12 protein-coding genes are annotated in these 17,741 nt (G+C 42.5%); all 12 read left to right on the top strand.

All coding sequences use genetic code 11. The features are described from left to right. Positions 1–151: 151 nt before the first annotated feature. The 12 genes from scyA to trpA all read left to right on the top strand — a co-directional run bounded on the left by scyA (position 152) and on the right by trpA (position 17,481). Positions 152–2,029, top strand: coding sequence for a scytonemin biosynthesis protein ScyA (scyA, locus tag V7K79_RS22650; protein ID WP_335050627.1), 1,878 nt, complete (start codon positions 152–154; stop codon positions 2,027–2,029). A 300-nt stretch (positions 2,030–2,329) separates the two neighbouring features. Beyond that, positions 2,330–3,391, top strand: coding sequence for a tryptophan dehydrogenase ScyB (gene scyB, locus V7K79_RS22645; RefSeq protein WP_335050625.1), 1,062 nt, complete (start codon positions 2,330–2,332; stop codon positions 3,389–3,391). A gap of 25 nt (positions 3,392–3,416) precedes the next feature. Further along, on the top strand, positions 3,417–4,385 hold the full coding sequence (scyC, locus tag V7K79_RS22640) for a scytonemin biosynthesis cyclase/decarboxylase ScyC (RefSeq protein ID WP_335050624.1): 969 nt from the start codon (positions 3,417–3,419) through the stop codon (positions 4,383–4,385). A gap of 88 nt (positions 4,386–4,473) precedes the next feature. Further along, positions 4,474–5,754 carry a ScyD/ScyE family protein gene (locus V7K79_RS22635; protein WP_335050622.1) on the top strand — a complete coding sequence of 427 codons (1,281 nt, stop codon included), beginning with the start codon at positions 4,474–4,476 and terminating at the stop codon, positions 5,752–5,754. Between the two features lie 135 nt (positions 5,755–5,889). Next, on the top strand, positions 5,890–7,266 hold the full coding sequence (locus V7K79_RS22630; protein WP_335050620.1) for a ScyD/ScyE family protein: 1,377 nt from the start codon (positions 5,890–5,892) through the stop codon (positions 7,264–7,266). A 161-nt stretch (positions 7,267–7,427) separates the two neighbouring features. Beyond that, on the top strand, positions 7,428–8,624 hold the full coding sequence (scyF, locus tag V7K79_RS22625) for a scytonemin biosynthesis PEP-CTERM protein ScyF (protein ID WP_335050618.1): 1,197 nt from the start codon (positions 7,428–7,430) through the stop codon (positions 8,622–8,624). Between the two features lie 589 nt (positions 8,625–9,213). Continuing rightward, positions 9,214–10,503, top strand: a complete 1,290-nt coding sequence (locus tag V7K79_RS22620) for a glycosyltransferase family 4 protein (RefSeq protein ID WP_335050616.1) — start codon at positions 9,214–9,216, stop codon at positions 10,501–10,503. An 18-nt stretch (positions 10,504–10,521) separates the two neighbouring features. Next, complete coding sequence (tyrA, locus tag V7K79_RS22615; RefSeq protein WP_335050614.1) at positions 10,522–11,523, top strand: bifunctional chorismate mutase/prephenate dehydrogenase; 1,002 nt, start codon at positions 10,522–10,524, stop codon at positions 11,521–11,523. 94 nt (positions 11,524–11,617) lie between these two features. Beyond that, complete coding sequence (locus tag V7K79_RS22610) at positions 11,618–12,814, top strand: 3-dehydroquinate synthase (protein WP_335050612.1); 1,197 nt, start codon at positions 11,618–11,620, stop codon at positions 12,812–12,814. 415 nt (positions 12,815–13,229) lie between these two features. After that, on the top strand, positions 13,230–15,431 hold the full coding sequence (locus V7K79_RS22605) for an anthranilate synthase (RefSeq protein WP_335050610.1): 2,202 nt from the start codon (positions 13,230–13,232) through the stop codon (positions 15,429–15,431). Positions 15,432–15,551: 120 nt separating this feature from the next. Continuing rightward, positions 15,552–16,379, top strand: a complete 828-nt coding sequence (trpC, locus tag V7K79_RS22600; RefSeq protein WP_335050609.1) for an indole-3-glycerol phosphate synthase TrpC — start codon at positions 15,552–15,554, stop codon at positions 16,377–16,379. Positions 16,380–16,647: 268 nt separating this feature from the next. Beyond that, positions 16,648–17,481: a tryptophan synthase subunit alpha gene (gene trpA / locus V7K79_RS22595; protein WP_335050607.1), complete on the top strand. Its 834-nt coding sequence runs from the start codon at positions 16,648–16,650 to the stop codon at positions 17,479–17,481. The last annotated feature ends 260 nt before the right edge of the window (positions 17,482–17,741 follow it).

The following is a 17,741-nucleotide window of genomic DNA, read 5'->3' as shown; positions in this document are numbered from 1 at the left end:
TTTCCCCAGCCCTCACAAGCGCATCTTTGGGTTGGCAGACTACTAGATCATAGCTGTGAGAAACAACAGAGTTGTTTGTATTAAATATTTCTATCGCTGTGATTGTAAGCTAAAAAGCCTTTATGTAACTTTCTGTAATTACGTGAAACTAATGAGTCAAAACTATACTGGTTCAAATCCTCTCATCACCACTGAGCCATACAAAGAACTTCCAGCAAACAATTATGTAGAATCCGTGTCTGACTCCCGTCAGCTTGATGAATCCAAGAATAATGAGGGAATTCAGCCTTTTTTAAACAATGAAATAGCCCCAACGCTATCAGTTGCCGAAGCGATCGCTCAGATGTTGGAAAATTTAGGAGTAAGCTACGCTTTTGGTGTCGCCGGTGGTGCAATGGCCAGCCTCTGGGGTGCGCTATCCAATAGCAGCATAGAAGTGTTGAACTTCCGCCATGAAGCCGGAGCGGCATTTGCAGCGACTGAGGCATACTTTGCCAATAATCGCCCTACTGTAGTTTTTACCACAGCAGGACCGGGGATCACTAATTCCCTCACCGGATTATTTGCGGCTCGTGGTGAAGGTGCCAAGATAATTTTGTTGTCGGCTTGCACTTCAGCACCACAGCGTGGACGTTGGGCTATTCAAGAAACCAGCACTTACACCTTGCCTAGTGGGGGAATTTTTACCTCAGGAGCATTATTTAATTATGCAATCACGATTGAATCTGCGGCTCAACTACCGCAGATTTTTCGTAAACTGGCTTTAGCGATGGCGCAACCAGGTGGATTTGTTGCTCATTTGAGTATTCCTACCGCAGTGCAAACAAGTTTAGTTGAGAATATAGCCTTACCCCAACTAGATGTTTCTCCGTTTGGGATGACTGCTTCAAAAGAAGCGATCGCTAAATCTGTAGAGTTATTATCATCTGGTCCCTTTGCCATTTGGGTTGGTTTTGGTGCGCGTGATGCAGCAGACGAAATCCGCCAACTCGCTGAAAAAACTGGAGCTGCGGTTATCTGCTCACCTCGTGGTAAAGGTATCTTCCCTGAAGATCATCCCCAATTTGTGGGTGTCACAGGTTTAGGCGGTCATGCTTCAGTCTTAACTTATATGGAACAGCAACCTCCACTACGCACACTCGTATTAGGAACCCGTCTTGGCGAACCGACTTCTTTTTGGAATTCGGCGCTAGTTCCTAAAGGAGGCTTTGTCCATGTTGATATTGACCCAGAAGTGCCAGGAGTAGTGTATTCACACGTTGAAACTTTTGGGGTTCGCTCTGACATCAAAACCTTTGTCAAAGAGTTGTTGCAGCAATTGCCAGATGCTCCTTATTCCCCAATCTCCCTACCTCGTCCAGAACACAAAGCAATTGAACTTACTACAGACGTAGACTATCCAGTGCGACCAGAAGTGTTGATGGCAGGAATTCAAAAGATCATTGTTGATGGTAGCAATGCCATAGTCATGGCAGAGTGTGGTAACTCTTTTACTTGGTCAACTCATTTCCTGCAATTTGCCCAAGCCAATCGTTACCGAGTTAGCACCGGAGTCGGCGCAATGGGTCACGCTGTCACCGGAGTGTTGGGTGCAGCGTTAGCAAACAATAGCAAAGCTGTAGGGATTGTTGGCGATGGAGCAATGCTGATGAATAACGAAATCAGCACAGCCGTGAAATACAAAATTCCCGCAATCTGGATTGTACTCAACGATGCGCGTTACAACATGTGTCATCAAGGGATGAAAATCTTGGGATTAAAGGGTGCAGATGCAACAATTCCACCAACAAACTTTGCGATGATTGCTCGTGGTATGGGAGCAGAAGCGATCGTCGTCGTTAGAGAGTCGGATATCGAAGCCGCATTAGAACAAGCGATGGCCTCAACTGTTCCCTTTTTAATTGATGTAGTGATTGATGCCGATCGCCTAGCACCTTCCGGTGGACGTAATAAGAGTTTGGCAGCCCAAGGAATTAAATCAACTTCCGCGAAAAGCGCAGCCAAGCAAGTTTCATTTCCAATGGTTTGATTTTAAAAGCTTGCAATCTCATTCAATTCTTATAGACACTAAGACACTCCAAAAAGGCGGAATCTACAACGCAGTTTGGATTAACCCATTCAGCAAAATATAAAGGATGAATTTAGAAGCGGCAAAAACTTTATTCCAGGCAACAACTATACCCACAAAGCTGGAATGTTTTATTTTTGAAGACTAACTTTTTCTAACTTCATCTCATCTTAATATTCCAGAGTGTTTTTGTGTCTATATCTTTACATTTTGTAATGGTCATTATCTCTAAACAATTCCAACCAATATCGAGAGGTGAAAATGCTGCTATTTGAAACTGTTAGAGAAATGGGTCACGAACAAGTTCTCTTTTGTCATGGTAAAAATCCCGAAATTAAGGCAATAATTGCCATTCATGATACGAGCTTAGGCCCAGCAATGGGAGCTACAAGACTTATGCCTTATGTCAACGAAGAAGCTGCTTTAAAAGATGCACTTCGTCTGAGTCGGGGAATGACATATAAAGCAGCCTGTGCAAATATTCCGGCTGGTGGGGGGAAAGCAGTCATTATTGCTAATCCTGAAAATAAAACAGACGATCTGTTGAAAGCTTACGGACGTTTTGTTAATAGTCTAAATGGACGTTTTATTACCGGACAAGATGTCAATATTACTCCTGACGATGTGCGGACAATTAGTCAAGAAACAAAATATGTTGTTGGAGTATCAGAAAAGTCTGGTGGCCCGGCTCCGATAACATCACTAGGAGTTTTTCTCGGAATTAAAGCTGCTGTAGAATCTCGTTGGCAGAGTAAAAGACTTGATGGCATGAAAGTTGCAGTTCAAGGCTTAGGAAATGTCGGTAAAAATCTCTGTCGGCACTTACATGATCATAATGTCCAGCTTTTTGTGAGTGATGTAGATCCAGTAAAAGCACAAGAGGTAAAACGGCTTTTTGGCGCAACTGTTGTAGAACCAAGCGAAATTTACTCACTTGATGTAGATATCTTTGCTCCTTGCGCGTTAGGAGGAATTCTTAATAGTCATACAATTCCCTTCCTGCAAGCAAAAATTATTGCTGGTGCAGCTAATAATCAATTGGATAATGAGCAATTACATAGTCAAATGCTTGCCAAAAAAGGGATTCTTTACAGCCCTGATTATGTAATTAATGCCGGAGGGCTAATCAATGTTTATAACGAAATGATTGGTTATGACGAAGAAAAAGCTTTCAAACAAGTGCATAACATTTATGACACGCTATTAGCAATTTTTGAGATTGCTAAAGAGCAAGGAGTTACTACTAACGATGCTGCTAGACAATTAGCAGAAGACCGGATCAACAATAGTAAGCGAACCAAGACTAAAGCGATCGCCGCCTAATTGTTATTATCTTCAGGAGTGAACAATGGAAAAAAATACCTTTGCTACATCAGCTTATATTGCGACTTCACCAGAGAGTGCCTTTGACTACCTTTGTAGTTTAAAGAATTTAGATGAATGGACACTTTACAGCCGGATGAAAGAGCAAATTGATGAAGATACCTGGCTCGGAACTGCATCGGGTTATCACAAAAATCTTTACTATCATGTTAAAAAACTAGAAAATCCCCTTTTCTACGGTATTGAGTGGCACTGTGGATTAGAGTATCAGAAATATTTTCAAGTTTATCCAGTTTTGCTGTTTCCCACCGATTACATCGAGCCAGGAACAGATGAAAAAGGTGTGTATTTTCACTGGTTGAGCTTTGTCGATCCCAAACGGCAGACTCAGATGATTATGCAGGGAATTCACACAGTACACACTTCCGAGTGTCGTTCTCTAAAAGGTAATTTGGAACGTCAAGCTGGTCTGACAGCAGCAGCTAAAGGAAGCCACTTTATCGATACAGATACTATTTATGTTGATGCCCCAATTGAAATCGGCATTGAATACTTGAAAGACTTAAAAAACGTAGATGAATGGGCACATTTACTACGACCAAATGGTGAGATAACTTCTGATTCAGGTGAATTCAAAGATGAATATAACCAGAAAGTAAAAGTGTCTGTGCGAGTTCATAGTCTGAGTAAATACTACTTACTTGAACAAGAACACTTTTATCCAGACTACGAATATTATCAGCGTTCTGTAGCGTTACTTATTCCAACTGCATACTCTTTCGCCGATCCCGAAGCTTCAGGTTTCATTCTGCATCGAATTACATTCTGGAAAACAGATGGAACTGTTAGCCACGGCAAACTTCAAATTGAAGACTTTGGGGCTGAGAGCATGAACATCAAACGTTTACTCGAAGCCAAAGCAGGTAACCTAAAATCATTTGACCGAGGAATGAGCTATTTACCAAAAACTCCAGAATCACTAGTTACCAACTAAAATCTCGGCGTTACTCTGCGCTTCCCTCAGCGTTCTTTGCGTTTAAAATTCACCCCTCAATTCCCCACGATTACCTGTATTGCAACACATGAAACTCAAGCCACTTACTATTACTATCCTTACTTTTTGTGTTGCCGCTTTTTCGGGAATGAAAGCTGCGTCAGCCGCATCCTTTTCAGTAATCGCCGACGGTCTATATAATGCTGGTGGTCTAAGCTTTGGCCCTGATGGCGATCTCTATGTTACAGAGGCAGGAATCGGGGGAAGTGGAGCTTGTGTTCCACCAGCAAGCGGTCAAGGCAATTCTTTATGCTATGGCACAAGTGGGGCAGTTACCAAAATTGAGAATGGTAAAACCGAGCGGATACTTACAGGACTTCCTTCCATAGCATTACCGGATGGTACTGGAGCCGGTGGCCCTCGTGATATCCAATTTGATTCCAAGGGTAAACCTTATGTCCTGATTGGGTATGGAGCAAATCCAACCTTTCGCGATCGCAATTTGGGTAATACTGACCTCGGTAAAATCATTGCTCCCGACTTTAAAACCAATTCCTGGACGAGTGTTGCAGATTTAGCTAACTATGAACTCGCCAATAATCCCGATGGTGGTGATGTCGGTAGCAATCCCTTGGGTTTTGTCATAGATGGAAATAAGTTAGTTGCAGTTGATGCAGGTGCAAACGACTTACTGGGTGTCAACATTGGTGGCAGTAATTTGCAAGCTATTACCACCTTCCCCAAAGACATCTTGACGAATCCAGTCTTTCCACCTTCTGATACCCCATCTAATGAACCTGCACAAGTACCATCTCAAGGTGAATCGGGGGGATCGCAGTTTGCAACTCAAGCAGTACCCTCAAGTGTGGCAAAAGGCCCTGATGGCGTTTATTACGTCAGTCAATTTACTGGTTTTCCCTTCCCAGAAGGTGGGGCAAAAATCTATCGCGTCGGTGCTGATGGCAAGCCAACAGTTTTCGCTGATGGTTTTACCCAACTCACAGACTTGCAATTTGATTCTGCGGGTAATTTGTATGCTTTGCAGTATGCCAATCAGTCAGCTTGGAAGGGTGATTTTGATGGTTCCGTAATCAAAATAGCTCCCGATGGCACACGCACGACTCTTCTGAGTGGCAATGGATTAGAGTCGCCTAGCGCTCTGACTATTGGTGCTGATGGTGCAGTATACGTCACCAACCGAGGCGATCGCCCTGGTCAAGGACAAATTCTCAGAATTGAGAATAGCAAATCTGTCCCTGAACCTGATTCTGTTTTGGGCGTGTTAGCGATCGCAGCCTTGAGCGTTGCTTGGTTGCACAACAAGAGAGCTACCAAACCTCCCATAAATGGAGTCGTGGCGCTCAAATAAAGAGTTTCAAACCAATTCACTGCCTCTCAATAAAGGCATTATTTACCCTGCATTTTTTGAAGACTAAGATTCTTTGTCTTTAATAACCATAAAAGTTTCCACAAACAAATTACTTAACTCTCAATTTCCAAAGGTATGAAACTCAAATCATTTGCTCTTACATCTCTTACATTTTGTTTTACCGCTATTTGTGGAACACTATCTGCACAAGCTGCAACATTAACAACTGTTGTCGATGGAGTTAGTAATGCCCGGGGTGTTAGCTTTGGCCCTGACGGTAGTCTCTACGTAGCAGAGCCAGGTATCGGCGGAAACGGAAATTGTCAACCATCTCCGAGTACCCTGTTTCAGCCTATCTGTGCTGGTAACACTGGTTCATTAGTCAAAGTTTCACCAAACGGCACAAAACAGCGTCTACTTAAGAACTTTGAGTCTTTAGCAGAGCAACCCACTGGTAATCAAGGTGCTGGCATTCAAGACATACAATTCGACTCTAAAGGAAATGCTTATCTGCTGACTGGCTTTGCTGGTTATCCAGGAAACCGCGATCTAGCAACACTTAACCTTGGTTCGCAATCCCCACTCCCACCACAGCAACTTGCAACTTTCCCACCATCAAAACCTGATAAAGTTTTGAATACACCGCTTCTAGCACAACTGTCTAAAGTTGACTTGAACACGGGAGCTCTCACCAGTATTTTTGACTTTGCCAAGAATGAAATCACCAAAAATCCAGATAAAGGGGATGTAGTAACCAATCCCTATGACCTGACTGTTAATGGTGATAATGCTTATGTGATTGATGGGGGTGGGAACACTGCTTACAAAATTAAACTTGATGGAAGCAAGTCAGAGGCGATCGCAATTCCGAAAAACATCATTAGTAACTCCGACTTGCCACCAGGATTACAATTACCTCCTGGGCTATTAGAGCAACTTCCAGGAGGAAAAACAGCAATTCAAGCAGTACCCACAGGTGGCGCAATTGGCCCCGATGGAGCTTTATACGTTGGTGAATATACAGGTTTCCCTTATCCAGAAGGTAAATCACGGATTTTCCGCATCGGCGACGATCTCAAACCAGAAGTTTTTCTGGATGGGTTTACGCACATCACTGACCTAACCTTTGATAAAAAAGGCGATTTGCTGGTTTTACAGTTCAGCGACAAGTCCCAGTTAGGGGGTGACATCACAAATCTACCTGGTTCTTTGATCGAAGTTGCTCCTGACGGCACTCGCACAACACTCGTTGCCGCAGGTCAAGGGCTAGATTCGGCTGATGGAATTGATATTGGCCCTGATGGCAAGATTTATATTACTAATCGCGGTGTCGGCCCAGGACGAGGAGAGGTTGTTCGGGTGGATGGTATCGCTGTCGAAAAAATCCCTGAATCTAGTTCAGTAGTCGGTTTACTAGCACTTGCTGGTGTAGGCGCAACTGCTGCGATCGCCAAGCGCAAACGCCCAGAAAAGTTGGGTGAAGAGTTGTTAGCCAAAGCAGAGACTGTCTAATTCCTGATCTGGCAATGCTTACAGAATAGGCTGCTGCCTCACACAGAAAGTTGCATTTCAAACAAGAGGCAGCAGCCCGAATTTCAAGGTTCCCAAACTAGGACAGGGAACAAAATTAGTCTAGGAAAGAGTATAACTCATACAACCAGGACTTCAAACTCATGGGGTTAGTCAAAAATTTATCAATCGGTATTCTCGGTACTGGATTTATGGTGGTGGCAACAGTAGCCCAAGCCAAAGCTGTAACATTAACTTTCGACAGAAGTATCGGCGAACCAGGCTTCGGCCCTGGGCAACTGTTTGTTCCTCAGGGCATAGCGGTGGATAGCCAAGGGAATACCCTTATATCTAACGGACGCGGTGTTAACCCGGATGGTACTCCTAACTACAACCTCGGTGACAAAATTGAAAAATTTAGTCCAAGCGGTCAGTATATTGGAGCAATTGGCTCCGGCGGCACAGGCCCCGGACAGTTTGACGAGCCAACAACTGTAGACTTTAATCCCGTAACAGGGGATTTGTATGCAGGTGATGTTTACAACAACCGCATCAATCAATTCGATTCTCAGGGTAACTTTATTAGATCCTTTGCAAATGGAGAATTTACTGGTCTCATACCAGGTAGGCTTTTCTTTGGGCCATCCGGTGTGACATTTGACAAAACTGGCAACGTGTACATTGGTGATTTCAACGGCGAAAGAATCCTTAAATTCACACCTGACGGAAAGCAAATTGGTGTGATTGGTGGCACTGTGGGCACTGGACTTGGAGAAACTCAAGGTGTAGCAGGTATAAGAATTTCCCCAGTCAGTGGAAATATCTTTTTAGCTGACCAGTACAACAACCGCGTTAAAGTACTCGATCCAAATGGTAAACCTCTGTACACATTTGGTTCAGCAGGTAGCGGACCCGGACAGCTTCTTCAGCCAATTGGCATCGAAGTGGACGACCAAGAAAATGTTTATGTAGCTGATTCTATCAACAGCCGCGTTCAGGTATTTGATAAAAACGGTAAGTTCCTCACATCGTATGGCTCACCAGCCCTAGATGCATCAGGTAACCCAGTCCCACCTCCAGCATTAACTGGCCCTCCTTTTGGCAATCCTCTCGACCTCACACCAGGCAGATTTAACTGGACGGGTGGGACAACCCTTAAAGGTGACAAGCTTTATGTGGGCGATTTCTTCCAAGGTCGCGTCCAAGTGTTAAACGTAGAAGGCAGAAGGAAAGTACCGGAACCTAGTTCAGCATTGGGTTTAGCATTACTTGGATTTGGGGCTGCTACCGTCACATTGCGCAAACGCGGACAACAAAAGCCTGTCTTCAGTTTGGAGAAGGAATTACAAAAACAGTGCTAAGTTCTGATGCTTAAGTAACAGTTTGGTAAGTGCGTTAGCCAAGGGCATAATGCACCATCTCAAAAATTTTGGTGCGTTATGCTTCGCGGTAACACAACGCCAGTTGCTACAACGGATAGCACAGTGTAAAGCCTTCTCTTCTCCCAAGGGGAGACGCTACGCGAACGAGAGGCCCTGACAAAGACGCTTCGCGAACACCAACGGCATGGCAACTCTTGGAGACGCTACGCGAACGCTTAAAGCGAGTACTCGAGCGTCGGAAACCTCCCGAAGTTTTGATCAAAGGAAACCTCCGCTCAGACTTATCTTGGCAACGCACTAGTAGTTCGCTTTCGTGACGAAAGCTCTTTATTGGGTAAGGGGGAAGGTGGGGTCCCCTCTGGGGATAAGGGGCAGGGGGAAAGGTTTTAAATCCCTTACCCTTTTCCCTTTCCCCTTTCCCCAGCCCGAAAAAGCGCATCTTTGGGTTGGCAGACTACTAGCTCCCCTACGAAAATTTCAGGTTATTAAATCCAAAACAAGGGAGATAAAAACTGGATAACACAATAAAGCCAACATTATCAAGGTGCTTCCAGGACATTAACAGCTCATGCACATTCTGATTTATTCATATAATTATCATCCAGAGCCAATTGGTATTGCACCTTTGATGACTGAACTAGCAGAAGGGCTGGTAAAGCGAGGGCATCAAGTGCGGGTAATCACAGGTATGCCAAACTATCCTCAGCGTGAGATTTACGATGAGTATCGAGGGAAGTTATACGTTACTGAACAGAAAAATGGTGTCACCATTAGGCGTAGTTACCTGCGGATTAAGTCCAAACCTAACCTTGTAGACAGGCTACTGCTAGAATTGAGCTTTGTCTTTACAAGTTTGCCACAAGCTATTAGAGGTGGGCGACCTGATGTAATTCTCTTAACAGTGCCGCCGCTACTAGTTTGCTTACCTGCAACCTTAATAGCTTGGCTATACAATTGCCCAATAGTGCTGAATGTGCAAGATATTCTCCCGGAAGCTGCCGTGCGTGTTGGGCTAATTAAAAATAAGTTGATGATTCAAGCTCTGGAGGCTTTAGAGAAATTTGCCTACCGAACTGCACATACAATTAGCGTGATTGCCGATGGCTTTGTAGATAATTTAATAAATAAAGATGTATCGGCTAATAAAATTGCCTGCATTCCAAATTGGGTAAATCTAAATTTTATCCGCCCTTTACCGAAGAAGAATAACTCGTGGAGAGCTAGCCATCAACTTGATGATAAATTTGTAGTGTTATATTCAGGTAATATTGCTCTGACGCAAGGTTTGGAGACAGTAATAGAAGCAGCAGCTCGGTTGCGTCATCTAAAAGAAATTGTTTTTGTCATAGCAGGTGAATCTCAAGCTCTAGAAAGGTTACAAAAACATTGTCTTACTTGTGGTGCAGATAACGTTTTGCTTTTACCATTGCAACCGCGAGAAAAACTACCGCAAATGTTGGCAGGCGCAGATGTGGGGTTGATTGTGCAAAAGAGCAATGTGATTTCTTTCAATATGCCTTCTAAAATACCACTGCTGTTAGCTAGTGGTCGCCCAATTGTTGGTTCAGTTCCCGCCGCTGGTACTGCTGCCAAAGCTATCAAAGAAAGCGGTGGCGGCATTATCGTTGAGCCAGAGTCAGCAGATGCTTTGGCTGTTGCGGTATTACATCTATATAATCAGCCAGAATTAGCAGCGCAATTAGGCAGAAAAGGAAGAAAGTTTGCGGTAGAAAACTATTCCTTTGAGCAAGCGCTAAATCGGTATGAAGAGTTATTTTTTGATGTGATTGCAAAAGAAGCAACAACTTTGGATATCTTGCCCGAAATGAGTTCTAAAGAATCACTTGTTGATATTTGAAAATTGGGGACAAGAAAAATGTCTTTGAAATCCTCTTATTCAGATCGACTTAAAAAAACTGACCAAAGTTTGATCGCTTTATTGAGCGATCGCATATCATTATTAGCAGCATTAGAACAACCTTCTTTAGATGAACAATTGGCTGATGTCGCTCCCCTACTCGCCCAAGCTGGTATTCCTGAGTCTGTTTGGGCTGGTGTAGTAAATAGTTGTCATACTACTCTAATTCCTAAATCTGCAACAAATCATGTTAGTCACCGACAAATTACGATCATCGGTGGGTGCGGCAGGATGGGAAAATTATTTAAAGAGCAACTTTCGCTAGTAGGTAATAATGTTAGCGTTCTGGAACATGATGATTGGGAATATGCCGATCAACTGTTAAGTCAAGCAGAATTAGTATTAGTAAGCGTTCCGATTGAACATACAGTTGATGTTATCAAGCGTGCAGCTAAATACCTTGCCCCAAATACCGCTTTGTGTGACATCACAAGTATTAAAGTACAGCCAACTCAGGCGATGCTCGAACATCATTCCGGACCAGTCATAGGTTTACATCCAATGTTTGGGCCAAATATCAAATCGTTTTTTGGACAAAAAGTAGTAGTGTGTCCAGGTCGAAACGATGATTCATTTCAATGGTTTTTAGACTTTTTTAAAAGTCAAGGAGCCGAGTTAGTTGCTTGCACCCCTGAAGAACACGATCGGATGATGGTGATTATTCAAGCAACCCAACATTTCTGTAGATTTAGTCTTGGTGTTTTTTTAGCAGAAGCAAAAATTGATATAGAGCAGACTTTAACAATGTCAACTCCTAACTATCGTCAAGAAATTGATATTGTTAAACGTTTGTTTTACCAAAATCCTCACTTATGTGTAGATATTATGCTAGCTACAGAAGAACGGTGTGATGCAATTAGATTTTTAGCTGATACTTACAGCAGTTTGGCAAGACTGGTAACGATGAAAGATAGAGACGCATTAATTCAAGAGTTTGAAAAGGTTAAAAGCTTTTTTTAAGATAAAACTAACACTTTTTTACAGCCTTTAAACACAACTGTTAAAGCGGCTATCTAACGAGATTTCCAACCAAAGATGCAGATAAATAAAAAACATGATAGTTAACAGCAAGCAAAATAGTAGATTAATTAATCAACGTGTTTCGGTTACTTTTAACTACGAGGTTCACTTCACCCAAAATTTATTTGATTTGAAAAATCCCACACTAGCGCAAGTGATTGCAGCAGATGGGGAGACTAAGCCGAAGAGAGTAGTTGCAGTGGTAGATGCCGGGATATTAAAGTATCAACCGGAATTGGTGAAACAATTAGTCGCGTATACCAAGTTTTATGGAGAGGTACTAGCGATCGCATCTGAACCGATGATAATTTCGGGAGGAGAAGCTGCCAAAAACGATCCCACTCTAGTAGAGCAAATCCAGCAACTAATTGAAGCCGCCGGATTATGTCGCCACTCTTACATATTAGCGATCGGCGGCGGGGCGATGTTGGATTTGGTAGGATATGCAGCCGCAACTGCTCACCGGGGAATTCGCCTAATTCGGGTTCCAACAACGGTGTTGGCGCAAAATGATTCTGGGGTTGGCGTAAAAAACGGCATCAACGCCTTTGGTAAAAAGAACTTTCTCGGCACATTTGCGCCACCTTATGCAGTTATAAATGACTCTACGTTCTTGACAACTCTAGACGATCGCGATTGGCGTTCTGGAATTGCAGAAGCAGTCAAAGTGGCGCTGATTAAGGATGCTAGCTTTTTTGATTTTATCCACTCTCACACCGCAGCCCTGAAGCGGCGAGATATGGACACTATGCAACAGGTTATCTATCGTTGCGCCCAGCTGCATTTAGAACATATTGCCAATGGCGGCGATCCTTTTGAAATGGGTTCGTCTCGTCCCCTGGATTTTGGACATTGGGCGGCTCATAAACTGGAGCATTTGACAAATTATCGCTTGCGTCATGGTGAAGCAGTTGCGATCGGTATTGCTTTGGATAGCACCTATTCTTATTTGGTAGGGCTGCTAGATTCTTCACAGTGGGAACGGATATTAAATACTTTATCGGCGTTGGGTTTCACGTTGTATGTACCAGAACTGGCTAAGAATTTATCACAATTGGAAGATCCTCACTGTTTGTTTTGGGGTTTGACTGAATTTCGCGAACATTTGGGGGGAGAGTTGACTTTGACACTGTTACAAAGGATTGGAAAAAGTATTGAGGTTCATGAGGTGAATTTGGCTTTGTATAAGGAAGCAATTTCGCTGTTGCAGGAAGTGAAGGGGAATTTTTAAACGCATAAGGCGCTTCTCTACGAGACGCTACGCGAACGTCTTTTCGTAGGGTTGGTACGTTAAGGGAAGCGCAGAAAAATACAGAGGTTTTATCAGATTATTTACTACTTTTGGGGGAGGTAGAGGTTTTTAAATCGGCTTGTTGATAAATGTACTAGAAAAGCAGTATAAAAAGCGAAGAAATTGACACCTAATCGAAAAATTATTCAATATATTATCTGCTTGATATCTAGTATTCTTAAATAAGAAGCAAAAAAAGTTTTATGACATTTTCAAGAAAGAATATAGGAATTAAAATAAGTTGATTTAGATTTACAGCACATTATCTAAGTTTGCTATTGCTTTAAAAACAACTACTAATAATCAATAGTTACTTATTGATAATTGACTAATAACTATTTCAGAGAAATTAATCATGATTTTTGATTCCCATTCTTACAAAACCATTGGCGGTGTAAGTATTTATCGCTCCATCACTGAAGTTAAGATGGACACTGCCCTCGAAGATATTCTGTTCCATTTAAATTCTCAGCGTGGAGGTCTGCTAAGGAGTAGCTACGAATATCCAGGCAGATACAAAAGATGGGCAATCGGATTTGTCAATCCACCGTTAGAATTGACTACACAGGAAAACGCTTTTACTTTGATAGCGTTGAATGAACGCGGTCAAGTACTTTTACCATTTTTGTTAGAGCGGCTATCCCAGTCAGAGCAACTTGAGAAAGTCACCCAAGATAATAACAATATTGTCGGCTTTATTAAACCTTCAAAAGAACTATTTACTGAGGAAGAACGCAGTAAACAGCCTTCATCATTTACAGTTGTCCGCGAAATTCTATATACTTTTTCCAGTCAAGAAGATGAGCATTTAGGCTTGTATGGTGCTTTTGGTTATGACTTAGTTTTTCAGTTTGAACCAATTAACCAACGTCTGGAACGTCCTACAGATCAACGCGATTTAGTACTTTATCTGCCTGATGAATTGATTGTTGTTGACTATTATCAACAATGTGCATTTCGTCTAGAATATGATTTTGAGACAGCGTATGGCAGCACGAAAAATCTTGCTAGAACTGGTGAGTCTGTAGATTATCGCGGCAAACATCTTCTACCGGATCAAACTGCTGACCATAAAATAGGCGAATATGGGAAAAAAGTTGAGGTTGCGCTCGATTATTTCCGCCGAGGCGATTTATTTGAAGTTGTTCCTAGTCAAAACTTTTTTGAAGGCTATGAAGACCAACCCAGCAAACTATTTAACACCTTAAAAGAAATAAATCCTAGTCCTTATGGATTTATTTTTAATTTAGGTGGCGAATATATAATTGGTGCATCTCCAGAAATGTTTGTGCGGGTTGAAGGTAAACGGGTAGAAACTTGTCCAATTAGTGGCACTATTAGCCGGGGACAAGATGCTCTTGATGATGCGGTGCAAATTCGTCAGTTACTCAACTCTCACAAAGATGAAGCTGAGTTAACCATGTGTACTGATGTCGATCGCAATGACAAATCCCGAATCTGCGAACCTGGTTCAGTACAAGTGATTGGTCGTCGCCAAATTGAATTATACAGCCACCTAATACATACAGTAGATCATGTTGAGGGTACTCTGCGATCGCAATTTGATGCTTTAGATGCTTTTCTTTCGCATACATGGGCAGTTACAGTCACCGGCGCACCCAAAAGGGCAGCAATAGATTTTATTGAACAGCACGAAAAGAGCGCCCGACGTTGGTATGGTGGAGCAGTTGGCTACTTAAATTTCAATGGGAATTTAAACACTGGCTTAATTCTGCGGACAATTCGATTAAAAGATTGCATCGCCGAAGTACGAGTTGGCGCTACAGTGCTTTATGACTCTATACCCTCAGCAGAAGAACAAGAAACAATTACTAAAGCTGCTGCTTTATTTGAAACGATTCGGCGTGTAAAGCAAACGAGTCAGAAAGTTGATGAATCTAGTTCTCTAAAATTAAGTAATCAAATTCCAGGTGTAAAAGCTGGCAAACGCATCTTATTAATAGACTACGAAGACTCCTTTGTTCATACCCTAGCTAATTACATTCGCCAAACTGGTGCAAGTGTCACTACACTCCGTCATGGTTTTTCAGAATCGCTATTCGATACAGAACGCCCTGACTTAGTTGTTTTATCTCCTGGGCCTGGTAGACCAAGTGATTTTGGAGTTCCCCAGACTGTTGGCGCCCTTTTGCATCGTAAAATTCCTATTTTCGGAGTTTGTTTAGGATTGCAAGGTATTGTTGAAGCTTTTGATGGCGAGTTGGGAGTTCTCAACTATCCTCAACATGGTAAATCTTCACGGATTTTTGTCACCGATTCTAATTCTGTCACCTTCAAAAACTTACCCGAATCCTTTACAGTGGGTAGATATCACTCATTGTTTGCCCTACCGCAACGTTTGCCAAAAGAACTGAAAGTAACAGCGATTTCTGATGACGACGTAATTATGGGCATTGAACACCAGACACTTCCCATCGCCGCCGTTCAATTTCATCCAGAATCAATCATGACTTTAGCCGGAGAAGTCGGTTTGGAAATCATTAAAAATGTTGTGCGTACATATACGCAGGTTGAATCATTGGTCATTGGTCATTAGTCATTGGTCATTGGTATTTGCCTCGTTTCCAGATTCCAGGGAACGAGAAACGAGAAACGAGAATAACAAGAATGCAAGAATAATTAGTTATTTCCCCTTTTCCACTACCATTAGCAGTTTATGACTAAGCAAGTTGCCCCTTCCCGCCATATTCTCGAAGATATTGTGTTGTACAAAAGGCAAGAAGTTGCAAAAATGCAGCAAGAACTGCCCTTAGCCTCCTTGCGACAACAATTAAATGCAGCCCCGACTGTGCGAAATTTCTTGACTGCTTTGCAGTCAAATTCCAACCAACCGAGCTTAATTGCTGAGGTAAAAAAAGCATCACCTAGCCGAGGGATTATCCGCGCAGATTTTGATCCAATAGCTGTTGCTCAAGCTTATGAACGAGGCGGTGCAGCTTGTTTATCAGTCCTGACTGACCAAAAGTTCTTTCAAGGCAGTTTTGATAATCTGCGGAGCGTGCGATTACAAGTAGCATTACCGTTACTGTGCAAAGAGTTTATCATCGATCGCTATCAAATTTATTTAGCACGGACAGCAGGCGCAGATGCGGTATTGTTGATTGCCGCCATTTTATCAGATCGAGAACTCCAAGATTTTTTGCAAATAATTCATGATTTGGGCATGACTGCATTAGTAGAAGTCCATACCTTGGCTGAACTGGATCGAGTGCTAAAGCTTGACAACTTACATTTAGTAGGAATCAACAATCGCAATTTAGAAGATTTTACTCTTGATTTAGGAACAACCCAGCAACTTTTAGCAGAGCGTCAACAACAATTACAAAGCTTAGATATCACCGTCGTTAGCGAATCTGGACTGTATACACCTGCTGATTTATCTCTTGTCGCTGAGGCTGGGGCGCGCGCGGTTTTGATTGGAGAGTCTTTAGTCAAACAAAGCAATGTAGAACAAGCTGTGCGTGAGATTTTGAAACTTTCTTAAATCTGTTACCTAATTACTAAAATCTGTAATTTACAAAAATGGAGTTAAAAGACTCATTAATGGAGTTCAAAGACTCATTAATGAGTATCAAAGACTCATTAATGGAGTTCAAAGGCTCATTAATGAAGCTAAAAAACTCTTTAATGGAGTTCAAAGACTCATTCACGAGTATCAAAGACTCGTTTACAAAACAATTTAGCATGGGCATCGCTAATTGCTAAGTGTTAATATTCCAAAACTATTAACCAATCATTAACTACTTTTCAGCATGACCTCTATCTCTGATTCCTTTCAAATTTTACGCGATCGCCAACAGTGTGCTTTAATTCCCTTTATCACAGCAGGCGATCCTGACTTAGAAACCACCGCCGAAGCCTTACGCATTTTAGATCGTAACGGTGCTGACTTTATCGAGTTGGGCGTTCCCTACTCCGATCCTCTCGCAGATGGGCCTGTGATTCAAGCAGCAGCAACCCGCGCTTTGCAAAAAGGTACAAAACTAGAGCAAGTGCTAGAGATGTTGCATATAGTGGTTCCTAGTTTGAAAGCGCCGATAATTCTATTTACTTACTACAATCCCATTTTGTACCGGGGTATTAAGTCGTTTTTGGCGCAAATTGCCACTGCTGGGGTGCAAGGGTTGGTAGTACCAGACTTACCCTTAGAAGAAGCAGGAGAATTAATCAAAATTGCTGCATCTTTCGGAATTGAGGTAATTTTACTCGTAGCTCCTACCAGTTCTCAAGATAGAATTGAAGCGATCGCGCGTCAATCTCAAGGTTTTATCTACCTAGTTAGCGTTACAGGAGTTACAGGTATCCGTACTCAACTCCAAGACCGCGTAGAGCATTTAATTACCGAGTTGCGAAGCGTCACCAAAAAACCCATTGGCGTTGGTTTTGGCATCTCAGCACCAGAACAAGCACATCAAGTAAGGGAATGGGGAGCAGATGCAGTAATTGTTGGTAGCGCCTTTGTGAAACGTTTAGCCGAAGGTAGCCCAACTGAAGGATTGCAAGCCGTAGAAGAATTTTGTCAAGAACTTAAAACAGCCATTACAGAAAATCGCCGCGAAAGTCCATCTCTTCAAAAGGTGGGATAAATTCACCCGCAGATTTAGGGAGTGGGCAATTATAGGGGTTTGCAGTTGAGTTCAATACAGACCTACCCCCCTTAATCCCCCCTTAGAAAGGGGGGAAAAAGAAATCTAGTTCCCTCCCCTTTACAAGGGGAGGGTTAGGGTGGGGTAAAAGGTTAATCGCTATTTCAGACTTGTATGTAACTGTAGCCTCTTAAAAGAGAGATTTAGAGATAGGTCAAAACTGTACTGCACTCAAACGAGAACCGCCATATTATCAATTA

This window comes from Nostoc sp. (genome assembly GCF_036917575.1).
Lineage (GTDB): Bacteria > Cyanobacteriota > Cyanobacteriia > Cyanobacteriales > Nostocaceae > Nostoc.
This window is presented reverse-complemented; position numbering and strand designations above follow the sequence as displayed.